Below are 19,392 nucleotides of genomic sequence, written 5' to 3'. Positions count from 1 at the left end.
CTATTCCTGGACGAGCGCCGGATCGAGCGCCAGGCGCGAGGCCAGCGCCGCCAGCCGCCGCTCCACCGCCTCGCCGGCGAAGTTCCGCGCGCTCGCCGCCAGCGTCAGCGTCAGCCGCCGCCCGACGATCGCCAGCCGCGCATGCTCGAGCACCCCCGGCACCGAGCCCGACAGCATCGCCCCGAGCCGCATCGCCCGCCCGAGCACCACCGCCTCGGCGATCCGCTCCGCGGAGAGCAGCCCCGCATAGCGCCCGAAATCCTCGTTCGTCGCCGACGCCTTGTAGCGGTGCAGCATCGCCACTCCGAGGAACACCCGCTCGGAATGGTTCACCCCGGCGGCGTTCGAATGCACCACCGCCTCGAAGGCCAACTCGCCGCGATAGTCGGGATGCGCCCGCCAGAAGGCGTCGTGCAGCAGGCAGGCGGCATGGACCAGCCGCCGCTCCTCGCGGGGCCGCTCCGGGTAGAGCGGCGCCAGCCACTCGAAGAGCGCGTCCCCGAAGCCCGGCCAGCGCGCCCCCTGCGCCTCCTGGTGCCGGCAGGCCTCGATCAGCGGGTCGAGCGCGCGCATCTCCTCCGGCATCTGCCGGTAGAGCATGCCCTCGCGCAGCCCGTAGCCGGAGATCGTCACCTTGCCCGGCTCGATCCGCCGCAGAAGCTCCGCCAGCACCTGCGAGGCGAGCGGCACGAGGCTCAGCCGCGCCGTCGAGGTCCCGGTCAGCGCCGACATCCGCGCCTGGTCCTGCTCGCGGATCCAGCCGAGCGTCTCGAGGAGCTGCGGCAGCGGCGGGGCATAGCCGTGCAGCACCCGGAGCGGATAGCCCACCCGCTCCATGTCGAGCTTGGCGATCGCCCGCCACGAGCCGCCGACGAGGAAGAGCCGCGGCGCCGGCCCCGGCACGGCCTTCCGCAGCGCCTTCACCTCCTGCTTGATCGTCTTGGCGAGCGCCTTCGGGTCGGCGATGTCGGCGATGGTCAGCGGCCCGAGCGGCGAGGTCGCGCAGTCGCCGATCTCGCCGCGCACGAGATGGGCGAGCTCCATCGAGGCGCCGCCCATGTCGCAGACGAGCCCGTCCGCCCGCGGCCAGCCGAGCAGCACGCCGTTCGCGGCGAGCCGCGCCTCCTCGCCGCCGCTCGCCACGTGCAGGATCAGCCCGGTCTCGCGCTGGACCTGCTCGCAGAACGCCGGCCCGTCGCGCGCCTCGCGCACCGCCGCCGTCGCCACCGCCACGAGGCCGGAGAGCTCCATCCGCCGCGCCAGCGTCACGAAGCGGTGCAGCGCGGCCAGCGCCCGCACCCATCCCTCGGGGCTCAGCCGCCCGGTCTCCGACAGGCCGGCCCCGAGCCCGGCCAGCACCTTCTCGTTGTAGAAATAGGCCGGGCTGCGCGCCATGCCGTCGAAGACCACCAGCCGGATCGAGTTCGATCCGACGTCGATCACCCCGATGCGCTTCAACCGCGCCTTGGCGAGCTCGCCGAGCTGGAACCGGGGAACCTTGCCGCTGCGCCTTGCCTCGCTCACGCTCCGCCCCCGCGCCGTGGTCGCGCACCCCGTGTCGCATCCCGCGCGCGCCCGCGTCAACCGTCGAGAGCGTCGCCGCGCCGCCGTCGGGTGGCGGTGGAGAGGGACGGCCCGCGGCGACGTCCCGCCTTGCGACGTCTCCCGCAGGTTGACATGCGCCCGTCAACCTGCTCGGCGCGGAGCGGTTCGGGCAGGGGAGGGCGCAAGCTCAAGTGAGTCGAGCGGCGCCGCGAAATGCGGCGCTGATGACTGCGCAGTGATCTTGTAATCAAGGTTTCTCGCCGCCGCAGGCCCGCATCCGCCACGCGCGGGGCCTGCGACCCGCCCCGAAGGGGTTTGCCTCGGCCCATCCGCGCCGGCTATCGTTCCGGGCAAGGAAGCCCGCCGGCCCGTGCGGGCGCGCGCCGAGGGAGGCGACCCTGAGCGATCCGCGACCGGCCCCGACGGGCCCGCTTCCCCACGCCGCCGACGCCGCCGGCCTCTGGCTCGGCCGCGCCTGGGACCCGGATTCCGGCGGCCCCTGCGTCGTCACCCTCCGCGGCGACATGGTCGTCGACGTCACCTCGCCCGCCGCGCCCACCGTGCGCGACGTCCTCGAGCACGACGACCCGGCCGCGCTCCTCGCCGCCCCCGGCCGGCCGCTCGGAACCCTCGCCGCCCTCGCCGAGGCCGCCCGCGCGGGACAGGGGGCCCGCCTCCTCGCCCCCTGCGACCTCCAGGCGCTCAAGGCCTGCGGCGTCACCTTCGCCCGCTCGATGGTCGAGCGCGTCATCGAGGAGCGCGCCGCCGGCGACCCCGCCCGCGCCGAGGCGATCCGCGCCCGCATCGCCGGGCTGATCGGCGCCTCCCTCCGCGACATCCGCCCCGGCGGCCCCGAGGCGGCCGGGGTCAAGGCCGCGCTCCAGGCCGAGGGCCTGTGGAGCCAGTATCTCGAGGTCGGCATCGGCCCCGACGCCGAGGTCTTCACCAAGGGCCAGCCGCTCTCCGCCGTCGGCTGGGGCGCCATGGTCGGCCTGCACCCGGTCTCGCGCTGGAACAACCCCGAGCCCGAGGTCGTCCTCGCCGTCGACAGCCGCGGCCGGATCCGCGGCGCCACGCTCGGCAACGACGTCAACCTCCGCGACGTCGAGGGCCGCTCGGCGCTCCTCCTCGGCAAGGCCAAGGACAACAACGCCGCCTGCGCCGTCGGCCCGTTCATCCGCCTCCTCGACGACGGCTTCACCCTCGACGATGTCCGCGCCACCGAGCTGACCCTGACCGTCACGGGCGCCGACGGCTTCCGCCTCGACGGCCGCTCCTCGATGCGCGAGATCAGCCGCGACCCGGCCGACCTCGTCGCCCAGACCATCGGCCGCCACCACCAGTATCCCGACGGGCTGATGCTGTTCCTCGGCACCATGTTCGCCCCGGTGCAGGACCGCGACGCCCCCGGCCAGGGCTTCACCCATCACCCGGGCGACGTCGTCACCATCGCCGCCCCCGGCCTCGGCGCCCTCGTCAACGTCGTCGGCCTCGCCACCGAGGCCCCGGAATGGACCTTCGGCGCCGCCGCCCTCATGCGCAACCTCGCCGCCCGCGGCCTGCTCTGAAGGCCGGTTTGCTCACCGGGGCAGGCGCCGGCGGCTGCCGTTCCTCGACCGGCGCAAGCGACGCGCCCCGGTGGCGCCGGCCGTCGCCCCGACGCGCGTCGCTTGCGCCGGTCGATTGGGCGCGGCGCCTTCCCGGAATGGCGCGGCGGCGACCGAACGCGATCCCGGCTAACCCGGCGCTTCGAGCCCGGCGCGCACGGCGCCTTCGCGCAGGCGGGCGGCGAAGGTCGGCTCCGGGGCCCAGCCATCGAGATATACGTCGAGGTCGAAGTCGGATGTGATGCGGCGCAACTCGGCGATGGCTGATTCCGCAAGCTTGGCGTCGCCTAGGTTGGCGGCGGCGGCCGCAATCATCACCCAGCCGTCCGTATAATCCTTGGGTCCCTGCTTCAGCGCGGCGATTGCGCCGGCGTCGTCGCCGGCGGCGAATGCGGCCTGGCCCTTTGCGGCCATGTACCAGTCCGGATGCCGCGGGTTGAGCGCCAGCGCCCGGTCGATCCAGCCCAGGGCCTCCACCGCGAGCGGCGCGCGCTCGGGCGCGGACCAGGCCGCGACGGCGAGGTTGTCGGCGTCGTTCGGCGCGCGCTCCACCGCCCGGCGCAACTTGCGCGCGGCCGCCTCCGGGTCGCCAGCCATCGCGTCCAGGCGGCTCCCCTCGATGAGCACGGCGGGATCGTCCGGGTCGGCGGCGACCGCGTGCTCGATGTAGCTGCGCTGCTCGGCCAATATGGACGCGAGCGCCTCCGGCGTCGTGGCGAGGGAGGAGAGGAAGCTCTGCACGATGGAGAGGCTGGCCCAGGCCTTGGCGAAGCCGGGGTCGAGCGCCACGGCCTGAAGGTAGTACTTCTTCGCCAGCTCGAGGTCGGCGGGCGTGAAGAGGTGCTTGTGCTCGGTGCCGATGAGATAGAGGTCGAAGGCCTCGAGGCTCGCGGTCTTGGCGTGCGCCCGCGCCCGGTCTGCGCGGGCGATGACGCCGGTGTACGAGCCGGCCAGCTCGGCGGTGAGGGCCTCGGCGGCGGCGGTCTGCAGAGCCAGAAGGTCGTCGGGCGGACCCTGCCAGTCCTCGGCCCAGACCTGCCGGCCGGTCTCGGCGTCGACGAGCGCCGCCGCGACGCGCGCGCGACCGGCCTCGCCCTGCACCGTGCCGGTGACGACATAGTCGGCGCCGAGCGCCGCATGCACCTGCTGCGGCGTGGCGGCGGCGAGCGGCGCGGTCGACGCCTTGGCGAAGACGCCGATCCATTCGTTGCGCCCGAGGTCGGCGATCATCTCGTCGGTGACGCCGGCCGCCAGCCGGTCCCAGCGCGCGCCGCCCGCGTTGGCGAAAGGCAGCACCGCGACCATCGGGCCCTTCGCGGGGCGAGGCGGGTGCAGCGTGGCCCAGGACCAGGCGGCGCCGATCGCCACGGCGACGCATGCGAGCGCCGCGAGGAGGAGGCGCCGCGCGCGCCGGCGGGAGAATGGCGCGACCTCTGGAGGCGTGGGTCTCGCCAGCTCCGGCTCCAGGCAATAGCCACGTCTCGGAACGGTCCGTATCGCGTCGCGGGCGGCGCCGAGGGCGCGGCGGATATCGCCGATGCACTGGACGAGGCTGTCCTCGGTCACGGCAATGTCGCCCCAGACCGCGGCGTGCAGCTCTTCCTTGCCGACGATCTGGCCGCGCCGCGAGGCGAGGACGGCGAGGACGCAAGCGGACTGGGCGCGAAGCTCGGTCACCGTGCCGTCCGGCGCGCGCACGCGACCGCGACCGCGGTCGAGATCGGCCTCGGCCCCGTGGATGTCGAGGCGTTTCGGAGAAATTTCGGCGTCGCTTCGGGACGGGGGCCCGTCGCCCCGGGAAGGCTTCGGGAAGGGCGAGACGTTCGCGCCTGCTGGTCGACTCCCTTGCATCGTCCGCCCCCCAACGCCGACGCCTCCGAGCATAACATGCCCGGCGGCGCGGAAGAACCGGAGGAGAGACAGCATGAACACGATCCCGCTCGCCGTCCTGGTCGTGGCGTTCGCCCTGCCTGTTCTGGCGGAGGACGCCAGGCCCATGGAGGGCGACATCAAGGCGGACTTCAGCTGGAGCAGCGTGGACCTCTCGAGCATCCCCGCGCCTGAAGGGGGCAGCGTCGTCGTCACCGAGGCGCATCTGGTGGTGACGAACGGCTCGGAGCCCTTCGACAAGCTGGCGGGACGGTGCCTGCTTCTGGGGCTGATGCAAGGCGAGGACTGGACGTCGACGGGCGCCTGCACGCTTGCGGACGCGGACGGCGACCTCCTGTTCGAGGACGTGACCGAGGAAGGAGGCGCGGGTCGAGGGAAGCTGACCGGAGGAACCGGCAAGTTCGCAGGCATCACCGGCGAGCATGCAATCACGACGACCTGGTTCTCCTCGATCCGCAGCGGCGAGAACCAGGGAATGGGGACGAAGACGGGGCGCTGGAAGCGGCAGGCGATGTAGCGACACCCTCTCCGCGGTCCGGGCGGCCGGGAGATTGGCCCAGGGGATGATCGGGCGGTCGCCGACAAGCACGGAGCCAGAAAGTCGAAAGGTCAGCCCCTGCCGTCGCGGAGGGGCGGAAGATCCCGCACCCGTGCGGCAAACGATGAAGCACAATCACGGGATGGAGCTGCCGGGGAGTTGTGCGCTCCGGCACGGGGAGCGCCCCGGCATCCAGGCCGGGCAGGTCCGCCCGCGCCTGACCGGCAGGCGCGGGCGGACTTGCCGATGGAAGATCCGCTAAGCCGGAAGGAAGCGGTGGAAACTGTGGGCAAGCCTGTACATAAGCCTGCGCATAAACTGTGGATACTCTGATTATCGCGCAATTTCAGTAGATTGACCGGCGTCGCGCTGTGGGGCATTCTGCCGCCCCCGCGGCGGCGCCGAACCTCACGCCGCGGCGCTCTCCTCCAGCCGGGCGACGTAGCGGGCCAGCGTGTCCACCTCGAGGTTGACGAGGTCGCCCGCGGAGACCTCGCCCCAGGTGGTCACCGCCCGGGTATGCGGGATCACGTTGATCCCGAACTCCGTCCCCGCCACCTCGTTCACCGTCAGCGAGGTGCCGTTCAGCGCGACCGACCCCTTCGGCGCGATGAACCGCGCCAGCCCCGCCGGCGCCCGCAGGCGGATGCGGGCGCTGTCGCCCTCCGGCGTCAGCCCCAGCACCTCGGCCAGCCCGTCGACATGCCCCGAGACGATGTGCCCGCCGAGCTCGTCGCCGACCCGGAGCGCCCGCTCGAGGTTCACCCGCCGCCCCGCCGCCCAGGGCGCCCGGCCGGCCCGGATGTTGGTCCTCGACACCGTCTCCGCCGAGACGTCGACGTCGAACCAGCCGCCCATCGGCCCCGGGCCCCGGTCCACCACCGTCAGGCACACCCCGTCGCAGGCGATCGACGCCCCGATCGCGATCGTCTCCGGCGCATAGGCGCAGCCGATCCGCGCCCGCAGGTCGCCCCGGTCCTCGATCCGCTCGACCCGCCCCACCGCGGTGACGATCCCGGTGAACATGCCCGCCTCTCCCTCCGGCCTCGCCGGGGTGGTATCCCGCGCCGCCCCGCGCTTCAAGCGCGCCCGCCGCGAACCGGGACGCCCGTCCCCCGGCCCGTCCCCCGGCGATCCCGCCGGACCCGGCGTGATCCGCCGGCCCGCGCTTCGGGAGCCCCGCGGGGGAGAGGCCCGGCCCGCTCCTGCGAACCCGCCAGACCCTGGCGCGTGATCCAGGCGCCGCGGCGTCTCCCCGCAGGCGCGCCGCCCGCGGGGAGAGGCCGTCCCCCGGCCCGCTCCCGCGATCCCCCCCCGGGCCTCGACGCAAGCCGCCCCCGAGCCCCCTACCATCGCCCCGCGGTTTGTGGTGCTCTGCGCGCTGCCGCCAGCGGAGGCCGACCCATGCCCGACTTCGAGCGCATCCTGATCACCGGCGCCGCCGGCAGCCTCGGCGCCCACCTGCGCCGCGGCCTCGCGCCGCTCGCCCGCCGCCTCCGCCTCATCGACGTCAGGGACCTCGGCGCCGCCGCCCCCCACGAGGAGCTCCTCCGCCTCGACCTCGCCGACCGCGACGCGGCCATCGAGGCCACCCGCGACTGCGACGCCATCGTCCACTTCGCCGGCCACCCCCGCGAGATCGGCTTCGACGAGCTGATGACCGACGTCCTGCCCGGGGCCTACCACATGTACGAGGGCGCCCGCCTCCACGGCGCCCGCCGCGTCGTCTACGCGAGCTCGATCCACGCCGTCGGCTTCGCCCCCGTCGAGGACGTCCCCGACACCCGCGTCCTCCACCGCCCGGACACCTTCTACGGCCTCTCCAAGACCTTCGTGGAGGACCTCGCCAGCCTCTACTGGGACAAGTTCGGGGTGGAGAGCGTCTGCCTGCGCATCTGCTCCTGCTTCGACGCGCCCCGCGACCGCCGGATGCTGTGGTCCTGGCTCTCCTTCGCCGATTGCGTCCGCCTGACCACGGCGGCGCTGACCGCGCCCCGGGTCGGCTTCTCGATCATCTACGGAACCTCCGACAACGCCGCCCGCGCCGTCTCGAACGCCCATGCCGGCCATATCGGCTTCCGCCCGCAGGACAGCGCCGACCCCCATATCGCCGAGGTTCTCGCCGGCGTCCCCCGCCCCGACCCGCGCGCCGTCGCGACCCGCGTCGTCGGCGGCTCCTTCGCCGCCACCGGCCACCCCGACGATGGCTGAGCGCGCCGCCGACGTCCTCATCGCCGGCGGCGCCGTCGTCGGCAGCTCGGTCGCGGCCCATCTCGTCGCGCTCGGCTTCCCCGGCCGCGTCGTCGTGGTCGAGCCCGACCCGAGCTTCGCCCGCGCCGCCACCGCCCTCTCGGCGAGCGGCATCCGCCGGCAATTCTCCAACCCGCTCAACGTCGCGATCTCCGCCTACGGCCTCGCCCAGATCCGCGCCAGCGGCCTCGACTTCCACGAGAACGGCTACCTCCACCTTGCCGCCACCGAGGCCGGGGAGGCCACGCTCCGCCGCCGCCACGCCGCCCAGGCCGGCGGCGGCGCCGAGATCGCCCTCCTCGACCCCCACGCCCTCGCCGCCCGCTTCCCCTCCCTCGCCACCTCGGACCTCCGCCTCGGCGCCCTCGGTCGCGCGGGCGAGGGCTGGTTCGACGGCATGGGCCTCCTCGCCGCCTACCGCGCCGAGGCGAGGGCCGGCGGCGTCGAGACCCTGCGCGACGCCGTCGCCGGCCTCGACCTCCGCGGCGGCCGCGTCGTCGCCGCCCGCCTTGCCGGCGGCGCGACCATTCCCTGCGGGGCCTTCGTCAACGCCACGGGCGGCCGCGGGGCGGACGTCGCCGCCATGGCCGGCCTCGCCCTGCCGGTCGAGCGGCGCAAGCGCACCGTCTTCGCCTTCGCCGCCGCCGCGCCGCCCCCCGAGCGGCTGCCGCTGACCATCGACCCGAGCGGCGTCTGGTTCCGCCCCGAGGGCGCCTGCTTCATCGCCGGCGGCGTCCCCGACCCGGACCCCGAGGTCGCCCCCGACGACTTCGAGCCCCGCCACGCCGAGTGGGAGGACACCCTCTGGCCGACGCTCGCCGCCCGGGTCCCCGCCTTCGAGGCGGCGAAGCTCACCGGGTTCTGGGCCGGCCACTACGACATGTGCCTCCTCGACGCCAACGCGGTGGTCGGCCCGCACCCGGAGGTCGCCAACTTCCACTTCGCCAACGGCTTCTCCGGCCACGGCCTCCAGCAGGCCCCGGCGATCGGCCGCGGCCTCGCCGAGCTGGTCGCCTGCGGCGGCTACCGCAGCCTCGACCTCTCCCCGCTCGGCTACGCCCGCGTGGCGGCGGCGCAGCCCTTCCCCGAGGAGGCCGTCATCTGATGGATCCCTTCGACGCCCTCGCCCACACTTGGCCCGCCGCGGAGACCCGCCGCGTCGGCCCCTGGCTCGCCCGCCGCGGCGAGGGCGGCGGCAAGCGGGTGTCCTGCGCGACGCTCGACGGACCCTTCGACGGGACCGCCGCGCTCGCCGCGGTCATGCGCGACTGGGGCCAGCCCTGCCTCGTCATGGTCCGCGCCGGCGAGGACGAGCTCGACGCCGCGCTGGCCGCCGAGGGCTACGCCGTCGCCGACCCCTCGCTGATGCTGGTCGGCCCGGCCGAAGCGATCGCCGGCGGCCCGGCGCCGGAGGAGGCGATCGACTGCCAGGCGCCGCTCGCCTGCATGGCCGCGCTCTGGCAGGAGGCGGGCATCGGCCCCGGCCGCCGCGCCGTGATGGACCGCGCGCGGTCTCCCAAGGCCTGGCTCCTCGGCCGCAGCGACCAGACGCTCGGCGCCGCGGCCTTCGTCGGCCTCCACGGCGGCGTCGTGATGATCCACGCGCTGGCCGTGCTGCCGGCCTGCCGCCGCCGCGGGCTCGGCGCGATCCTCACCCGCGCCGCCGCGGCCTGGGGCGCCGAGCGCGGCGCCTCCACGCTCGCCCTCGCCGTCGCCGGCGACAACGCCCCGGCCCGCGCGCTTTACGCCGGGCTTGGGATGCGCGAGGCGGCGCGCTACCACTACCGCATCGACCGCTGAGCCCCGAGGAGCCGCCCGTGAAACCATCCGCTCCCGCCACCGCCCGCGCGCCCGGCGCCGCCCGGCTCCGTCTCGCGCTCGGCGTCGTCGCGCTGGCGCTGGCGGCCGCCTGCTCCTCCGGCCCGGACGACGGCGCGCACTGCGACGACGGCGGCTCCGGCGGCCGCGTCGTTCACGGGGTCTGCCTCTGACGCCATCAACCTTCGTGACCAAAGGGTTGACAGCTCAGAAATAGCGCAACTGTTTCAATGCCTTGGCCTCGCTAACACGCGTGTTAGCCGGGTGAGGCGCCCGCGCTCGCGCGGCAGGCGCGCCCCGCTCAGGCGGCGCGCGCCAGCAGCGCCCCCGCCTCGGCCCCGACGATCCGGGCCTCGACGATCGTCCCCGGCCGCGCCGGCGCCGCGAGCCGCGCCGGCGCGAAACCCTCCGTCCGCCCCAGGTCCGGCCGCTCCATCAGCAGCCGCACCCGCGCCCCGCGCAGGCCCTCCAGATGCGCCGCCGCCCGCGCCGCCCCGACCGCCCGCAGCCGCTCGGCCCGCTCCCGGGCCACCGCAGGCGCCACCTGCGGCATCCGCGCCGCCGGAACCCCGGCCCGCGGGCTGAACGGGAAGACGTGCAGCCAGGTCAGCCCGCATTCCTCGACCAGCCGCAGCGTGTTCTCGAACGCCGCCTCGGTCTCCGTCGGGAACCCGGCGATCAGGTCCGCCCCGAACACCACGTCCGGCCGCGCCGCCCGCGCCTCGGCGCAGAAGGCGATGGCGTGGTCGCGCAAGTGCCGGCGCTTCATCCGCTTCAGGATCAGGTCGTCCCCCGCCTGCAACGACAGGTGCAGGTGCGGCATCAGCCGCTTCTCGCCGGCGATCGCCTCCATCAGCCGCGGGTCGACCTCGACCGAGTCGATCGACGACAGCCGCAGCCGCGGCAAGTCCGGCGCCGCCCGCAAGACCGCCGCCACCAGGTCCCCGAGCCGCGGCGCGCCGTCGAGGTCGGCCCCCCAGCTCGTCAGGTCCACCCCGGTCAGCACCACCTCGTTGAACCCGCGCCCGACCAGCCGGACCACCTGCTCGACGACCGTCGCCGCCGGCACGCTCCGCGAGTTGCCCCGCCCGTAGGGGATCACGCAGAACGTGCAGCGATGGTCGCAGCCGTTCTGCACCTGCACATAGGCCCGCGCCCGCGTCCCCAGCCCGTCGACCAGCGGCGCCGGCGCCGCGCGCTCGGCCATCACGTCGCCGACCTCGACCCGCGCCCCCGCGCCCGCCGCCAGCCGCGCCCAGACCTCCGGCCGCAGCTTCTCGGCGTTGCCGAGCACGCCGTCGACCTCCGGCATCGCCGCGAACGTCCCCGGCTCGGTCTGCGCCGCACAGCCGGTGACGAGGATCCGCGCCTCCGGCCGCTCCCGCCGCAGCCGCCGGATGCGCTGGCGCGCCTGCCGCACCGCCTCCGCGGTCACGGCGCAGGTGTTGACCACCACCGCCTCGCCGAGCCCCGCCCGCTCCGCAAGGCCGCGCATCGCCTCGCTCTCGTAGGCGTTGAGCCGGCAGCCGAACGTCTCGACCTTCGCCGCGCCCATGCCGGCGCCTGGAGCCGCGACGGCGGTCCCGCCCGGCGCAGCCCCTGCGCCGACGCCCCGGTCAGGCCCGGCGGTCCCGACCGGCGCGGCGCCCACGCCGGCGCCTCGGACGGGGCCGGTCCCCACCTCCGCAGCGCCCACGCCGGCGCTTCGGACGGGGCCGGTCCCCACCTCCGCAGCGCCCACGCCGGCGCCCCGGACAGGACCGGTTCCGCCCTCCGCCGCGCGCACGCCGGCGCTCCGGACAGCGCCTGCGACACCGACCTCCGCGGCGCCCACGCCGACGCCCCGGTCAGGCCCGGCGGTCCGGACCTCCCCTGCGCCCGCGCCCCGGACCGGACCGGCGTTCCCGGCCTCAGCCGGGCTCATGCCGGCGCCCCGGACAGGGCCGGCGGCCCCGATCTCCGCCGCGCTCATGCCGGCGCCGCCATCAGCTCCGGCGCGACCCGGCCCTCGTAGACCAGCGCCGCCGGCCCGGTCATCCACACGCCGTCCTCGCGCCAGTCGATCCCGAGATCGCCCCCGTCGAGCCGCACATTCACCCGCCGCCCGGTCAGCCCCCGCCGCGCCGTCACCACCGCCGCGGCGCAGGCCCCCGAGCCGCAGGCCTGGGTGATCATCCCGCCGCGCTCCCAGACCCGCATCCGCACCGTCTCGCGGTCGATCACCTGCACGAACTCGACATTGGTCCGCTCCGGGAACAGCGGATCATGCTCCACGCGCGGCCCCAGCCCCGCGAGGTCCACCGCCTCCGCGTCCGCCACCACGAAGACGCAATGCGGGTTGCCCATCCCCACCGCCGAGGGCGGCGCCCCCGGCACGACGTCGAGCGGCAGCGCGTCGAGCTCCACCGCCCGCGCCAGCGGGATCTCGTCCCAGGCCTCCTGCGGCGCGCCCATGTTGACCCGGATCAGCCCGCCGCCCGCCGCCTCGGCGAGCAGGAGCCCGCGCCCGGTCCGCAGCCGCAGCGCCTCGGCCCCGCTCTCCGCCATCAGGAGCCGCGCCACGCAGCGCGTGGCGTTGCCGCAGGCCGCCGCCCGCGAGCCGTCGGCGTTCCAGAAGTCGATTTCCGCGTCCGCCCCGTCGCCCGCGTCGCGGATTACCGCGAGCTGGTCGAAGCCCACGCCGCGCCGCCGGTCGCCGAGCGCCCGCGCCAGCGCCGGCGTCACCGGGTCGGCGCGCCCGCGCGCGTCGACGACCACGAAGTCGTTGCCGAGCCCGTGCATCTTCAGGAACCGCAGGTCGCGAGAATCGCCGTCCATCGCCGCTATATACGGAGCGCCTCCCGCCCCGTCCAAGGGCGCGCCGCCTCCGGGCCGCCGAAACCGGCTTGACCGGTCGGAACTGCGACCCTAACACCGCACGGGTCGGGCCCGTAGCTCAGTCGGTAGAGCAACTGACTTTTAATCAGTGGGTCACAGGTTCGAATCCTGTCGGGCTCACCAACCTCCCGACCCCCCTTCGCGATCCCGGGTTGACAGCGTCCGGCCCTTGCCATACCCGCAGCGCCGTGCCCTCGCGGGCGTCCGACGGTCCTGGGCCAGTAGCTCAGTGGTAGAGCAGCTGACTCTTAATCAGTAGGTCCGGGGTTCGAATCCCCGCTGGCCCACCAGGACCCCGAAAGCTCGTGCGGAAAGCATGGGGCAGGGCGTCGGACGTAGTAGGGGGAGGTCCGGCGATCGCCCGGAGGCCTCGTCCGCCTCCGCCCTGCCTGACCTGAACGATGCCCCTTCCCCGCAGCCGCCACAAGCCCGCGACGCCCGTATCTTCCACCCCGAGCTGAACCCGCCCTTAACCCCTTAACCGCCGCGCGATTGCGCCCGCGCGACGGCGGCGTAGCATGTCCTCCCGTGGCGCGTGGCGCGCCGTGGTTTCGGGATCGCGGGGATGGGCGAGGAGCGGCGGCAGGCGGAGCGGCGGCGGATGCTGCGGCGGGGACGGATCGTGTTCCGCAAGGGGCACGGCGTGATCGATTGCGTGGTGCTCGACATCTCGTCCGGCGGCGCGCGGCTGCGCGCGCCCGCGGCGCTGATGATCCCCGACCGCTTCCAGCTGCGCATCGACGACGGCTCGAGCTACGAGGTGGCCGTCTGCCACCGCGGCGAGGGCATCGCCGGCGTCCGCTTCCTCGACCGGGCCGCCTGAGGCCGCGCCGCCGGTCAACCGAGGTGCAGCGTCGCCGCGAGCCCGCCGGCGGCGAGCGCCACGCCGTAGGGAAGCGTCGGGGCAGGGCGCCCTGCCCGGCGGCCCAGGACGCCGAGGCCGAGATAGGCCGCCGCGAGGACGCCGCCCGCCAGCGCGCTGAACGCGAGAAACGTCCCCACCGCCCCCGCCCCGAGCCACAGCGCCGCCGCCGCCGCGAGCTTCACGTCGCCGCCGCCGATCGCGCCCGCCGCGAACCCGGCCGCCCCGAGCGCGAGCACCGCCCCCGCCGCCGCGAGGTCGAGCGCCGGGTCGGCCCAGCCGCCCCCGGCCGCGAGCCCCGCCGCGAGGCGCGCCACGCCGACGAGCGCCAGCGCCGCGGTCAGCCGGTTCGGGATGCGCCGCGTCGCCACGTCGCTCGCCGCGGCACACAGCAAGAGCCCGATCGCCGCCGCCATCAGCCAGAGCATCGCCGCCTCGCCCGCCGCCGCGGCCCGCGCGGCCGCGCCCGGACTGTCGCGGGCGAGCCTTGCCAAAGCGTAACCGCCACCGCCGCCGTCGCCCGTTCGTCACCGCCCGTTAAAAACCGGCAAGCCGGATTCCAGCCGGGTTCCAGCCGCCTTCCAGCACCGTTTTTTCGGGAGGTTCCAGAAGGATACCCGCCTCCGCCGCCGAAGGGGCCATTTTCGCGCCGCGCGCTCACTTGCGCCGCCGGTGCTCCTCCAGCCGCGGCAGGATCTCCACGAAGTTGCAGGGCCGGTGCCGGTAGTCGAGCTGCGCCGCGAGTATCCCGTCCCAGGCGTCCCGGCACGCCCCCGGCGACCCCGGCAGCGCGAACAGGTAGGTGCCTCCCGCCACCCCGGCGCAGGCCCGGCTCTGGATCGCCGACGTGCCGATTTTCGCGTGCGAAATCAACGTGAAGAGCGTCCCGAACGCCGGTATCGCCTTCTCGTAGACCGCCTCGTGCGCCTCGACGGTGACGTCCCTTCCCGTCAGTCCGGTCCCCCCGGTCGAGATCACCACGTCCACCCCCGGGTCGGCGATCCACCCCCGCAGCCGCGCCTCGATCTCCGCCTGCTCGTCGCGCACCAGCGCCCGCCCCGCCAGCCGGTGCCCGGCCGCCTCCAGCCGCTCGACGAGCGTATCCCCCGACCGGTCCTCCTCAGGCCCCCGCGTGTCCGACACCGTCAGCACCGCGATCCTTACCGGGATAAACTCCCGTGTTACCTCGGTTTTTTCGCTCATGACCCCAGCCGCTCCCGCAGCGTCAGCAGGTCCCCCCAGGCCTCCCGCTTGCGCTCCGGGGCCCGCAACAGCGCCGCCGGATGCAGCATCGGCAGCACCGGGATGCCGCCCAGATCCGCCCAGATCCCATGCAGCCGGTTGATCCCCGTCGCCGTCGCCAGCACCGTCCGCGTCGCCGGCGAGCCGAGCGTCACCAGCACCTTCGGCGCCTTCAGCGCGATATGCCGCATCAGGAACGGCCGCATCATCGCCACCTCGTCCGACGAGGGCTCGCGATTTGCGGGCGGCCGCCATGGCAAAACGTTGGTGATATAGACGCTTGTCGCCGGATCCTCGCCCTTCCGCGTCAGGCCGATCGCCGCCAGCATCCGGTCGAGGAGCTGCCCCGACCGCCCCACGAAGGGCAGCCCGGCCATGTCCTCCTCCCGCCCCGGCGCCTCGCCGACAAGCATCACCCGCGCCCGCGGATCGCCGTCCGCAAAGACGAGGCTCCGCGCCCCCCGCTTCAGCGCGCAGCCCTCGAACGCCGCCATCGCCGCCCGCAACGCCGGCAAGTCCTCGCAAGCCGCGGCAATCCCGGCAGAATCCTCCGCCGGCACCGCCGGGGGCCGCGGGGCAGGGGCCGGCACGACGGCGACGGGGGCAGGGGTCGGCGCCGCCTCGAAGCGGTCGACCGGCGTCTCGCCGATCGCCTCGTCCGCGCCCATCTCGACCTGCCACGCAAGCGCGGCGAGATCGTCGTCGAAGGAGTCGGGAAGGCCGGCCATGCGCCGATGCTAGGCCGCCGGGCGCGCCGCCGCCAGCCCGGTCACTTCCGCCCGATCCGCGGCTCCGTCCCGTCGCGCAGCCGCGCAATGTTGGCCGAATGCCGGACGAACACGAGGATCGCCATCCCGAGCCCCGCCCATGCCGCCCCCGGCGGCCCGAAGACAGCGAGCCAGACCGGCGCCGTCGCCGCCGCGACCAGCGCCGACAGCGAGGAGATACGGAACACCGCCGCGACGGCCGCCCAGGTGGCGCAGGCGATCAACCCGACCGGCCAGGCGACCGCGAGCAGGATGCCGAGGAACGTCGCCACGCCCTTGCCGCCGCGAAAGCCCAGCCAGACCGGGAAGCAATGCCCGAGGAACGCCGCGAATCCCGCGACGAGCCCGGCCGTCTCGCCGGCGAAGCTCCGCGCGAGCAGCACCGCGGCTGCGCCCTTCGCCCCGTCCAGAAGCAGCGTCGCCAGCGCCGCGCCCTTGTTGCCGGTCCGGAGCACGTTGGTCGCGCCGATATTGCCCGACCCGATCGAGCGCAGATCGCCGAGCCCCATCGCGCGGGTGATCAGCACCCCGAACGGGATCGAGCCGAGCAGATAGCCGAAGGCGGCGGCGAGGATCAGCGTCATTCCGCCTCCCGCGCGAAGACCTCGCGCCCGGCCACCCACGTCCGCAGCACCCGGCCCTGCATCCTCGCGAGGTCGAAGGGCGTGTTCTTCGACTTCGAGCGCAGCGTGGCGCGGTCGAGCACGAAGGGCGCGTCGGGATCGAAGAGCACCAGATCCGCCGGCGCCCCCGCGGCGAGCCGCCCGCAGCCGAGGCCGAGCAGCCGCGCCGGGTTCAGCGCCAGCGCCCGCCACAGCGCCGGCAGGCCGAGATGGCGGTCATGGACGAGCCGCAGCGCCGCCGGCAGCAGCGTCTCCAGCCCGACGGCGCCCGGGGCCGCCTCCTCGAAGGGAAGCCGCTTCTCCTCCTCGTCCTGCGGCGTGTGGAAGGAGCCGACCACGTCGATCAGCCCCTCGGCCAGCGCCTCGACCAGCGCCATGCGGTCGTCCTCCGAGCGCAGCGGCGGGGTCAGCTTGAAGAAGGTGCGGTACTCGCCGACGTCGAGCTCGTTCAGCGTCAGGTGGTGGATCGAGGCTCCCGCCGTCACAGCCAGCCCCGCCTCCCGCGCCCGCCGCAGCGCAGGCAGGGCGGCGGCGACCGAGAGCTGGTCGGCGTGGTAGCGCGCGCCGGTCGCCTCGACGAGCGCGAGGTCGCGCTCGAGCCCGATCCGCTCGGCGACCGGCGAGACCCCGGGCAGGCCCAGCATGCTGGCGAACTGGCCGGTGGTCATGCAGGCGCCCGCGCTCAGCGCCGGCTCCTGCGGATGGCCGACGATCAGCGCGCCGAGCCCCGCGGCGTAGGTCAGGCAGCGCTGGAACACCCGCGCGTCCGCCACCGTGCGCGCGTCCGTGAAGGCGACGGCGCCCGCGTCCATCAGGAAGCCGATTTCGGTCATCTCGCGGCCGTCGCGGCCCTTGGTCAGCGCCGCCATCGGCAGCACGTTGACCGGGCTCGCCCCCACCGCCCGGCGGCTCTGGAACTCCAGCGCCTCCGGCGTGTCGATGGCCGGCCGGGTGTCGGGGCGGGTCACCATCGTGGTGACCCCGCCGGCCGCGGCCGCCGCGCCGGCGGTGCGGAAGCTCTCCTTGTGGCGCTCGCCCGGCTCGCCGACCTTGACGCCCACGTCGACAATGCCGGGCGCGAGGCAGCGGTCGCCGCAGTCGATGCCCGGCCGCGCGTCCGCAAAGACCTCGACGATGCGGCCGTCCTCGACCGCGACGCCGCCGGCGAAGACGCGGTCCCCCTCCGGGTCGACGAGCCGGGCGTTGACGAGGGTCAGCACGCCGCCGCCCCGCGCGGCGCGTTCCGCGAGCGGAGGTTGCGGGCGAGCAGGTCCATCGCCGCCATGCGCACCGCCACGCCCATCTCGACCTGCTCCTGGATCACGCTGACGTTGATGTCGTCGGCGAGGAGCCCGTCGATCTCCACGCCGCGGTTCATCGGCCCGGGATGCATGACGATGGCGTCGGGACGCGCCGCCCCCAGCTTCTCGGCGTCGAGGCCGAAGCGGTGGTAGTACTCGCGCATCGACGGCACCAGCGCCCCGTCCATGCGCTCCTTCTGCAGCCGCAGCATCATCACCACGTCGGCCCCGTCGATCCCCTGGCGGAGGTCCTGGAAGACCTCGACGCCCATCCGCTCGACGCCCGCGGGCATCAGCGTCGGCGGGCCGATGAGCCGGATGCGGTTCTCCATGATCCCGAGGAGCAGGATGTTCGAGCGCGCCACCCGGCTGTGGGCGATGTCGCCGCAGATGGCGACGGTCAGCCGCGACAGCCGCCCCTTGCGGCGGCGGATGGTCAGCGCGTCGAGGAGCGCCTGCGTCGGGTGCTCGTGCCGCCCGTCGCCGGCGTTCAGCACCGCGCAGTTGACCTTGGAGGCGAGGAGGTTGACCGCGCCCGAGGCGGGGTGGCGCACCACCAGCAGGTCCGGGTGCATGGCGTTCAGCGTCATCGCGGTGTCGATGAGCGTCTCGCCCTTCTTCACCGAGGACTGCGCCACCGACATGTTCATCACCGTGGCTCCGAGCCGCTTGCCGGCAAGCTCGAAGCTCGCCTGGGTGCGGGTGGAGGCCTCGAAGAACATGTTGATCTGGGTGAGCCCGCGCAGCGCCCCGCCGAGGTCGGCCGGGCCGGCGCGGTTCAGCGCCGCGTAGTGCTCGGCAAGGTCGAGGATCGTCTCGATCTCGCCGCGCGACAGCCCGGCGATCCCGAGCAGGTGGCGGTGCGGGAACAACTGCGCCTCCGGATGGACCGATCCCCGCCCCCCGTAGCGCAGCCCCCGCGTCGCCGGCAAGCGCCCTCGCGCGGGATCGGATTGGTCGCGTCGGGCAGAGCTGCGCCCTCCGCGTTGGAGCCTGCCGGCGCCGGACCGATTCTGAAGAAGCGATAGCAGAATATACGCTATATGTGTTATTGCGGCCGGGGTGAAGGAGGCTGACGGTGAACGTGTCGATCGGCAAGCGCTGGGAGGATTTCGTCGAGGGCGTCGTGCAGGAAGGCCGCTACGGCTCGGCGAGCGAGGTGGTGCGCGAAGGCCTCCGCCTGGTCGAGGAGCGCGAGGCGAAGCTGAAGGCGCTGCGGCAGACGATCGACGCGTCGATCGCCGAGGGCGGCGCGCGGAGCCAGGACGAGGTGAGCGCCGTCCTCGCCGGGAAGGCCAGGGATCTCGCCCGCGAAGGGTTCTAGTGCGCCGCCTCGTCTACCTCGCTGCGGCGGAGCGCGATCTCATTTCGATCCTCGACTATGTCACGCGCGAGAGCGGCAGCGCCGCGATCGGCCTGGCCTTCACTAAGCGTCTTCAGGCTCGGTGCGCCAGGCTGGCCGCGCTGCCCGGCACGCTCGGCCGCGCCCGTCCGGAGCTTTGGCCGGACCTCCGCAGCTTTCCGGTCGGAAACTACGTGATCTTCTTCCGCTACCGCGACGACGTTCTGGAGGTCGTCAACGTGCTGGAGGGTCATCGCGACATCGACGCCTTCTTCAGCGGCAGCGCGCCGCCGGAAGCGGAGGCCTCCCGGTGATTCGCCGCCGCGCGCGTGATCCCGCCGGCGCCCGGCGCGTGCGCATCGGGCGATGCGACGCACAGGCGTTCCGCTGGCGGGGGGAGCAGGCCTGCGTCCCGCGACGCGCCCGCAGGGCGCGTCAAGCGAGGGCGGCCCGGAGGTCAGTGCGTCGGGGTGCCGGCGTAGCGGGCGCAGATGCGGCTCATCCGGTCGCCCCAGCCCGGCAGCGCCCGCGCCAGCCGCTCCTCGGCGGCCGTCCGGGCGCCTTCCACCGCGAGCCGGAGCTCGGCGAGGAAGCAGGCCTCGTCGAGGGCGGCGTCGGCGGAATGCGCCGTCGCGCCGCGGACGCGGCGGGTTGAAGGATGCGGGTCGTTGCGGGACATCGCCTTGCTCCGTCGGGCGTTTACCGCCCAATCTTTCATGATCCCACGTTA

General features: G+C 74.6%; 21 protein-coding genes and 2 tRNA genes. 11 read left to right on the top strand and 12 right to left on the bottom strand.

Annotation, left to right across the window (positions count from 1 at the left end; all coding sequences use genetic code 11):
* Complete coding sequence (locus KBB57_RS03515; RefSeq protein WP_290746866.1) at nt 1-1,524, bottom strand: Ppx/GppA family phosphatase; 1,524 nt, start codon at nt 1,522-1,524, stop codon at nt 1-3.
* Between the two features lie 419 nt (nt 1,525-1,943).
* On the opposite strand from KBB57_RS03515, the gene KBB57_RS03510 reads away from it, so the two are divergent.
* On the top strand, nt 1,944-3,113 hold the full coding sequence (locus tag KBB57_RS03510; protein WP_290746901.1) for a fumarylacetoacetate hydrolase family protein: 1,170 nt from the start codon (nt 1,944-1,946) through the stop codon (nt 3,111-3,113).
* Nucleotides 3,114-3,281: 168 nt separating this feature from the next.
* Here KBB57_RS03510 and KBB57_RS03505 read toward each other — a convergent pair whose 3' ends face one another.
* Nucleotides 3,282-4,829: a winged helix-turn-helix domain-containing protein gene (locus tag KBB57_RS03505; RefSeq protein WP_290746863.1), complete on the bottom strand. Its 1,548-nt coding sequence runs from the start codon at nt 4,827-4,829 to the stop codon at nt 3,282-3,284.
* A 247-nt stretch (nt 4,830-5,076) separates the two neighbouring features.
* Here KBB57_RS03505 and KBB57_RS03500 point away from each other — a divergent pair, with 247 nt between their 5' ends.
* On the top strand, nt 5,077-5,559 hold the full coding sequence (locus tag KBB57_RS03500) for a hypothetical protein (RefSeq protein WP_290746858.1): 483 nt from the start codon (nt 5,077-5,079) through the stop codon (nt 5,557-5,559).
* A gap of 429 nt (nt 5,560-5,988) precedes the next feature.
* Here KBB57_RS03500 and KBB57_RS03495 read toward each other — a convergent pair whose 3' ends face one another.
* On the bottom strand, nt 5,989-6,606 hold the full coding sequence (locus KBB57_RS03495; RefSeq protein WP_290746853.1) for a riboflavin synthase: 618 nt from the start codon (nt 6,604-6,606) through the stop codon (nt 5,989-5,991).
* A 378-nt stretch (nt 6,607-6,984) separates the two neighbouring features.
* Here KBB57_RS03495 and KBB57_RS03490 point away from each other — a divergent pair, with 378 nt between their 5' ends.
* Genes KBB57_RS03490 through KBB57_RS03475 form a run of 4 tightly spaced genes read left to right on the top strand, consistent with a single transcriptional unit; the run spans nt 6,985 to nt 9,821 of the window.
* Nucleotides 6,985-7,791 (top strand): NAD(P)-dependent oxidoreductase, encoded by an 807-nt coding sequence (locus KBB57_RS03490; RefSeq protein ID WP_290746847.1) that lies wholly within the window; start codon nt 6,985-6,987, stop codon nt 7,789-7,791.
* Nucleotides 7,784-8,935, top strand: a complete 1,152-nt coding sequence (locus tag KBB57_RS03485) for an FAD-binding oxidoreductase (protein WP_290746844.1) — start codon at nt 7,784-7,786, stop codon at nt 8,933-8,935. Before KBB57_RS03490 ends, KBB57_RS03485 begins: the two co-directional genes overlap by 8 nt.
* Nucleotides 8,935-9,630 carry an N-acetyltransferase gene (locus KBB57_RS03480; RefSeq protein WP_290746841.1) on the top strand — a complete coding sequence of 232 codons (696 nt, stop codon included), beginning with the start codon at nt 8,935-8,937 and terminating at the stop codon, nt 9,628-9,630. Before KBB57_RS03485 ends, KBB57_RS03480 begins: the two co-directional genes overlap by 1 nt.
* Before the next feature lie 17 nt (nt 9,631-9,647).
* The gene (locus KBB57_RS03475; protein WP_290746838.1) at nt 9,648-9,821 is read left to right on the top strand and encodes a hypothetical protein; all 174 of its coding nucleotides are present in this window, start codon (nt 9,648-9,650) and stop codon (nt 9,819-9,821) included.
* Between the two features lie 128 nt (nt 9,822-9,949).
* Here the strand turns inward: KBB57_RS03475 and mtaB are convergent, their stop codons facing one another.
* Together mtaB and dapF are read right to left on the bottom strand one after the other, a co-directional pair.
* Nucleotides 9,950-11,203, bottom strand: coding sequence for a tRNA (N(6)-L-threonylcarbamoyladenosine(37)-C(2))-methylthiotransferase MtaB (gene mtaB, locus KBB57_RS03470; RefSeq protein ID WP_290746835.1), 1,254 nt, complete (start codon nt 11,201-11,203; stop codon nt 9,950-9,952).
* 413 nt (nt 11,204-11,616) lie between these two features.
* Nucleotides 11,617-12,465, bottom strand: a complete 849-nt coding sequence (gene dapF, locus KBB57_RS03465) for a diaminopimelate epimerase (RefSeq protein WP_290746832.1) — start codon at nt 12,463-12,465, stop codon at nt 11,617-11,619.
* A gap of 107 nt (nt 12,466-12,572) precedes the next feature.
* On the opposite strand from dapF, the gene KBB57_RS03460 reads away from it, so the two are divergent.
* From KBB57_RS03460 to KBB57_RS03450, 3 genes are all read left to right on the top strand, one after another.
* Nucleotides 12,573-12,648: transfer RNA gene (locus KBB57_RS03460), tRNA-Lys, on the top strand.
* 92 nt (nt 12,649-12,740) lie between these two features.
* Nucleotides 12,741-12,815: transfer RNA gene (locus KBB57_RS03455), tRNA-Lys, on the top strand.
* A 275-nt stretch (nt 12,816-13,090) separates the two neighbouring features.
* Entirely contained in the window at nt 13,091-13,348 is a 258-nt protein-coding gene (locus KBB57_RS03450; protein ID WP_290746829.1) for a PilZ domain-containing protein, read from the top strand.
* Between the two features lie 14 nt (nt 13,349-13,362).
* Here KBB57_RS03450 and KBB57_RS03445 read toward each other — a convergent pair whose 3' ends face one another.
* The 6 genes from KBB57_RS03445 to KBB57_RS03420 form a co-directional block, all read right to left on the bottom strand.
* The gene (locus KBB57_RS03445) at nt 13,363-13,881 is read right to left on the bottom strand and encodes a prepilin peptidase (RefSeq protein ID WP_290746827.1); all 519 of its coding nucleotides are present in this window, start codon (nt 13,879-13,881) and stop codon (nt 13,363-13,365) included.
* Between the two features lie 163 nt (nt 13,882-14,044).
* Nucleotides 14,045-14,590 carry a molybdenum cofactor biosynthesis protein B gene (gene moaB, locus KBB57_RS03440; RefSeq protein ID WP_290746824.1) on the bottom strand — a complete coding sequence of 182 codons (546 nt, stop codon included), beginning with the start codon at nt 14,588-14,590 and terminating at the stop codon, nt 14,045-14,047.
* Complete coding sequence (locus KBB57_RS03435) at nt 14,587-15,357, bottom strand: uracil-DNA glycosylase (protein ID WP_290746821.1); 771 nt, start codon at nt 15,355-15,357, stop codon at nt 14,587-14,589. The genes moaB and KBB57_RS03435 overlap by 4 nt, the downstream gene beginning before the upstream one ends.
* Before the next feature lie 41 nt (nt 15,358-15,398).
* Nucleotides 15,399-15,980: a glycerol-3-phosphate 1-O-acyltransferase PlsY gene (gene plsY, locus KBB57_RS03430; protein WP_290746818.1), complete on the bottom strand. Its 582-nt coding sequence runs from the start codon at nt 15,978-15,980 to the stop codon at nt 15,399-15,401.
* Nucleotides 15,977-17,239: a dihydroorotase gene (gene pyrC / locus KBB57_RS03425; RefSeq protein WP_290746815.1), complete on the bottom strand. Its 1,263-nt coding sequence runs from the start codon at nt 17,237-17,239 to the stop codon at nt 15,977-15,979. Before pyrC ends, plsY begins: the two co-directional genes overlap by 4 nt.
* Nucleotides 17,233-18,192, bottom strand: coding sequence for an aspartate carbamoyltransferase catalytic subunit (locus KBB57_RS03420; protein ID WP_290746898.1), 960 nt, complete (start codon nt 18,190-18,192; stop codon nt 17,233-17,235). Before KBB57_RS03420 ends, pyrC begins: the two co-directional genes overlap by 7 nt.
* A gap of 206 nt (nt 18,193-18,398) precedes the next feature.
* Here KBB57_RS03420 and KBB57_RS03415 point away from each other — a divergent pair, with 206 nt between their 5' ends.
* Together KBB57_RS03415 and KBB57_RS03410 are read left to right on the top strand one after the other, a co-directional pair.
* Nucleotides 18,399-18,644 (top strand): type II toxin-antitoxin system ParD family antitoxin, encoded by a 246-nt coding sequence (locus KBB57_RS03415; protein ID WP_290746812.1) that lies wholly within the window; start codon nt 18,399-18,401, stop codon nt 18,642-18,644.
* On the top strand, nt 18,644-18,976 hold the full coding sequence (locus tag KBB57_RS03410) for a type II toxin-antitoxin system RelE/ParE family toxin (RefSeq protein WP_290746809.1): 333 nt from the start codon (nt 18,644-18,646) through the stop codon (nt 18,974-18,976). Before KBB57_RS03415 ends, KBB57_RS03410 begins: the two co-directional genes overlap by 1 nt.
* Nucleotides 18,977-19,119: 143 nt before the next feature.
* On the opposite strand, the gene KBB57_RS03405 is transcribed toward KBB57_RS03410, so the two are convergent.
* Nucleotides 19,120-19,341 carry a hypothetical protein gene (locus KBB57_RS03405; RefSeq protein ID WP_290746806.1) on the bottom strand — a complete coding sequence of 74 codons (222 nt, stop codon included), beginning with the start codon at nt 19,339-19,341 and terminating at the stop codon, nt 19,120-19,122.
* Nucleotides 19,342-19,392 lie beyond the last annotated feature (51 nt).

The sequence above is a fragment of the Amaricoccus sp. genome, assembly GCF_017993425.1.
In the GTDB taxonomy this organism is placed as follows: domain Bacteria; phylum Pseudomonadota; class Alphaproteobacteria; order Rhodobacterales; family Rhodobacteraceae; genus Amaricoccus.
Note: the sequence above shows the minus strand (reverse complement) of the source record. Positions and strands in the feature narration are given on the sequence as shown.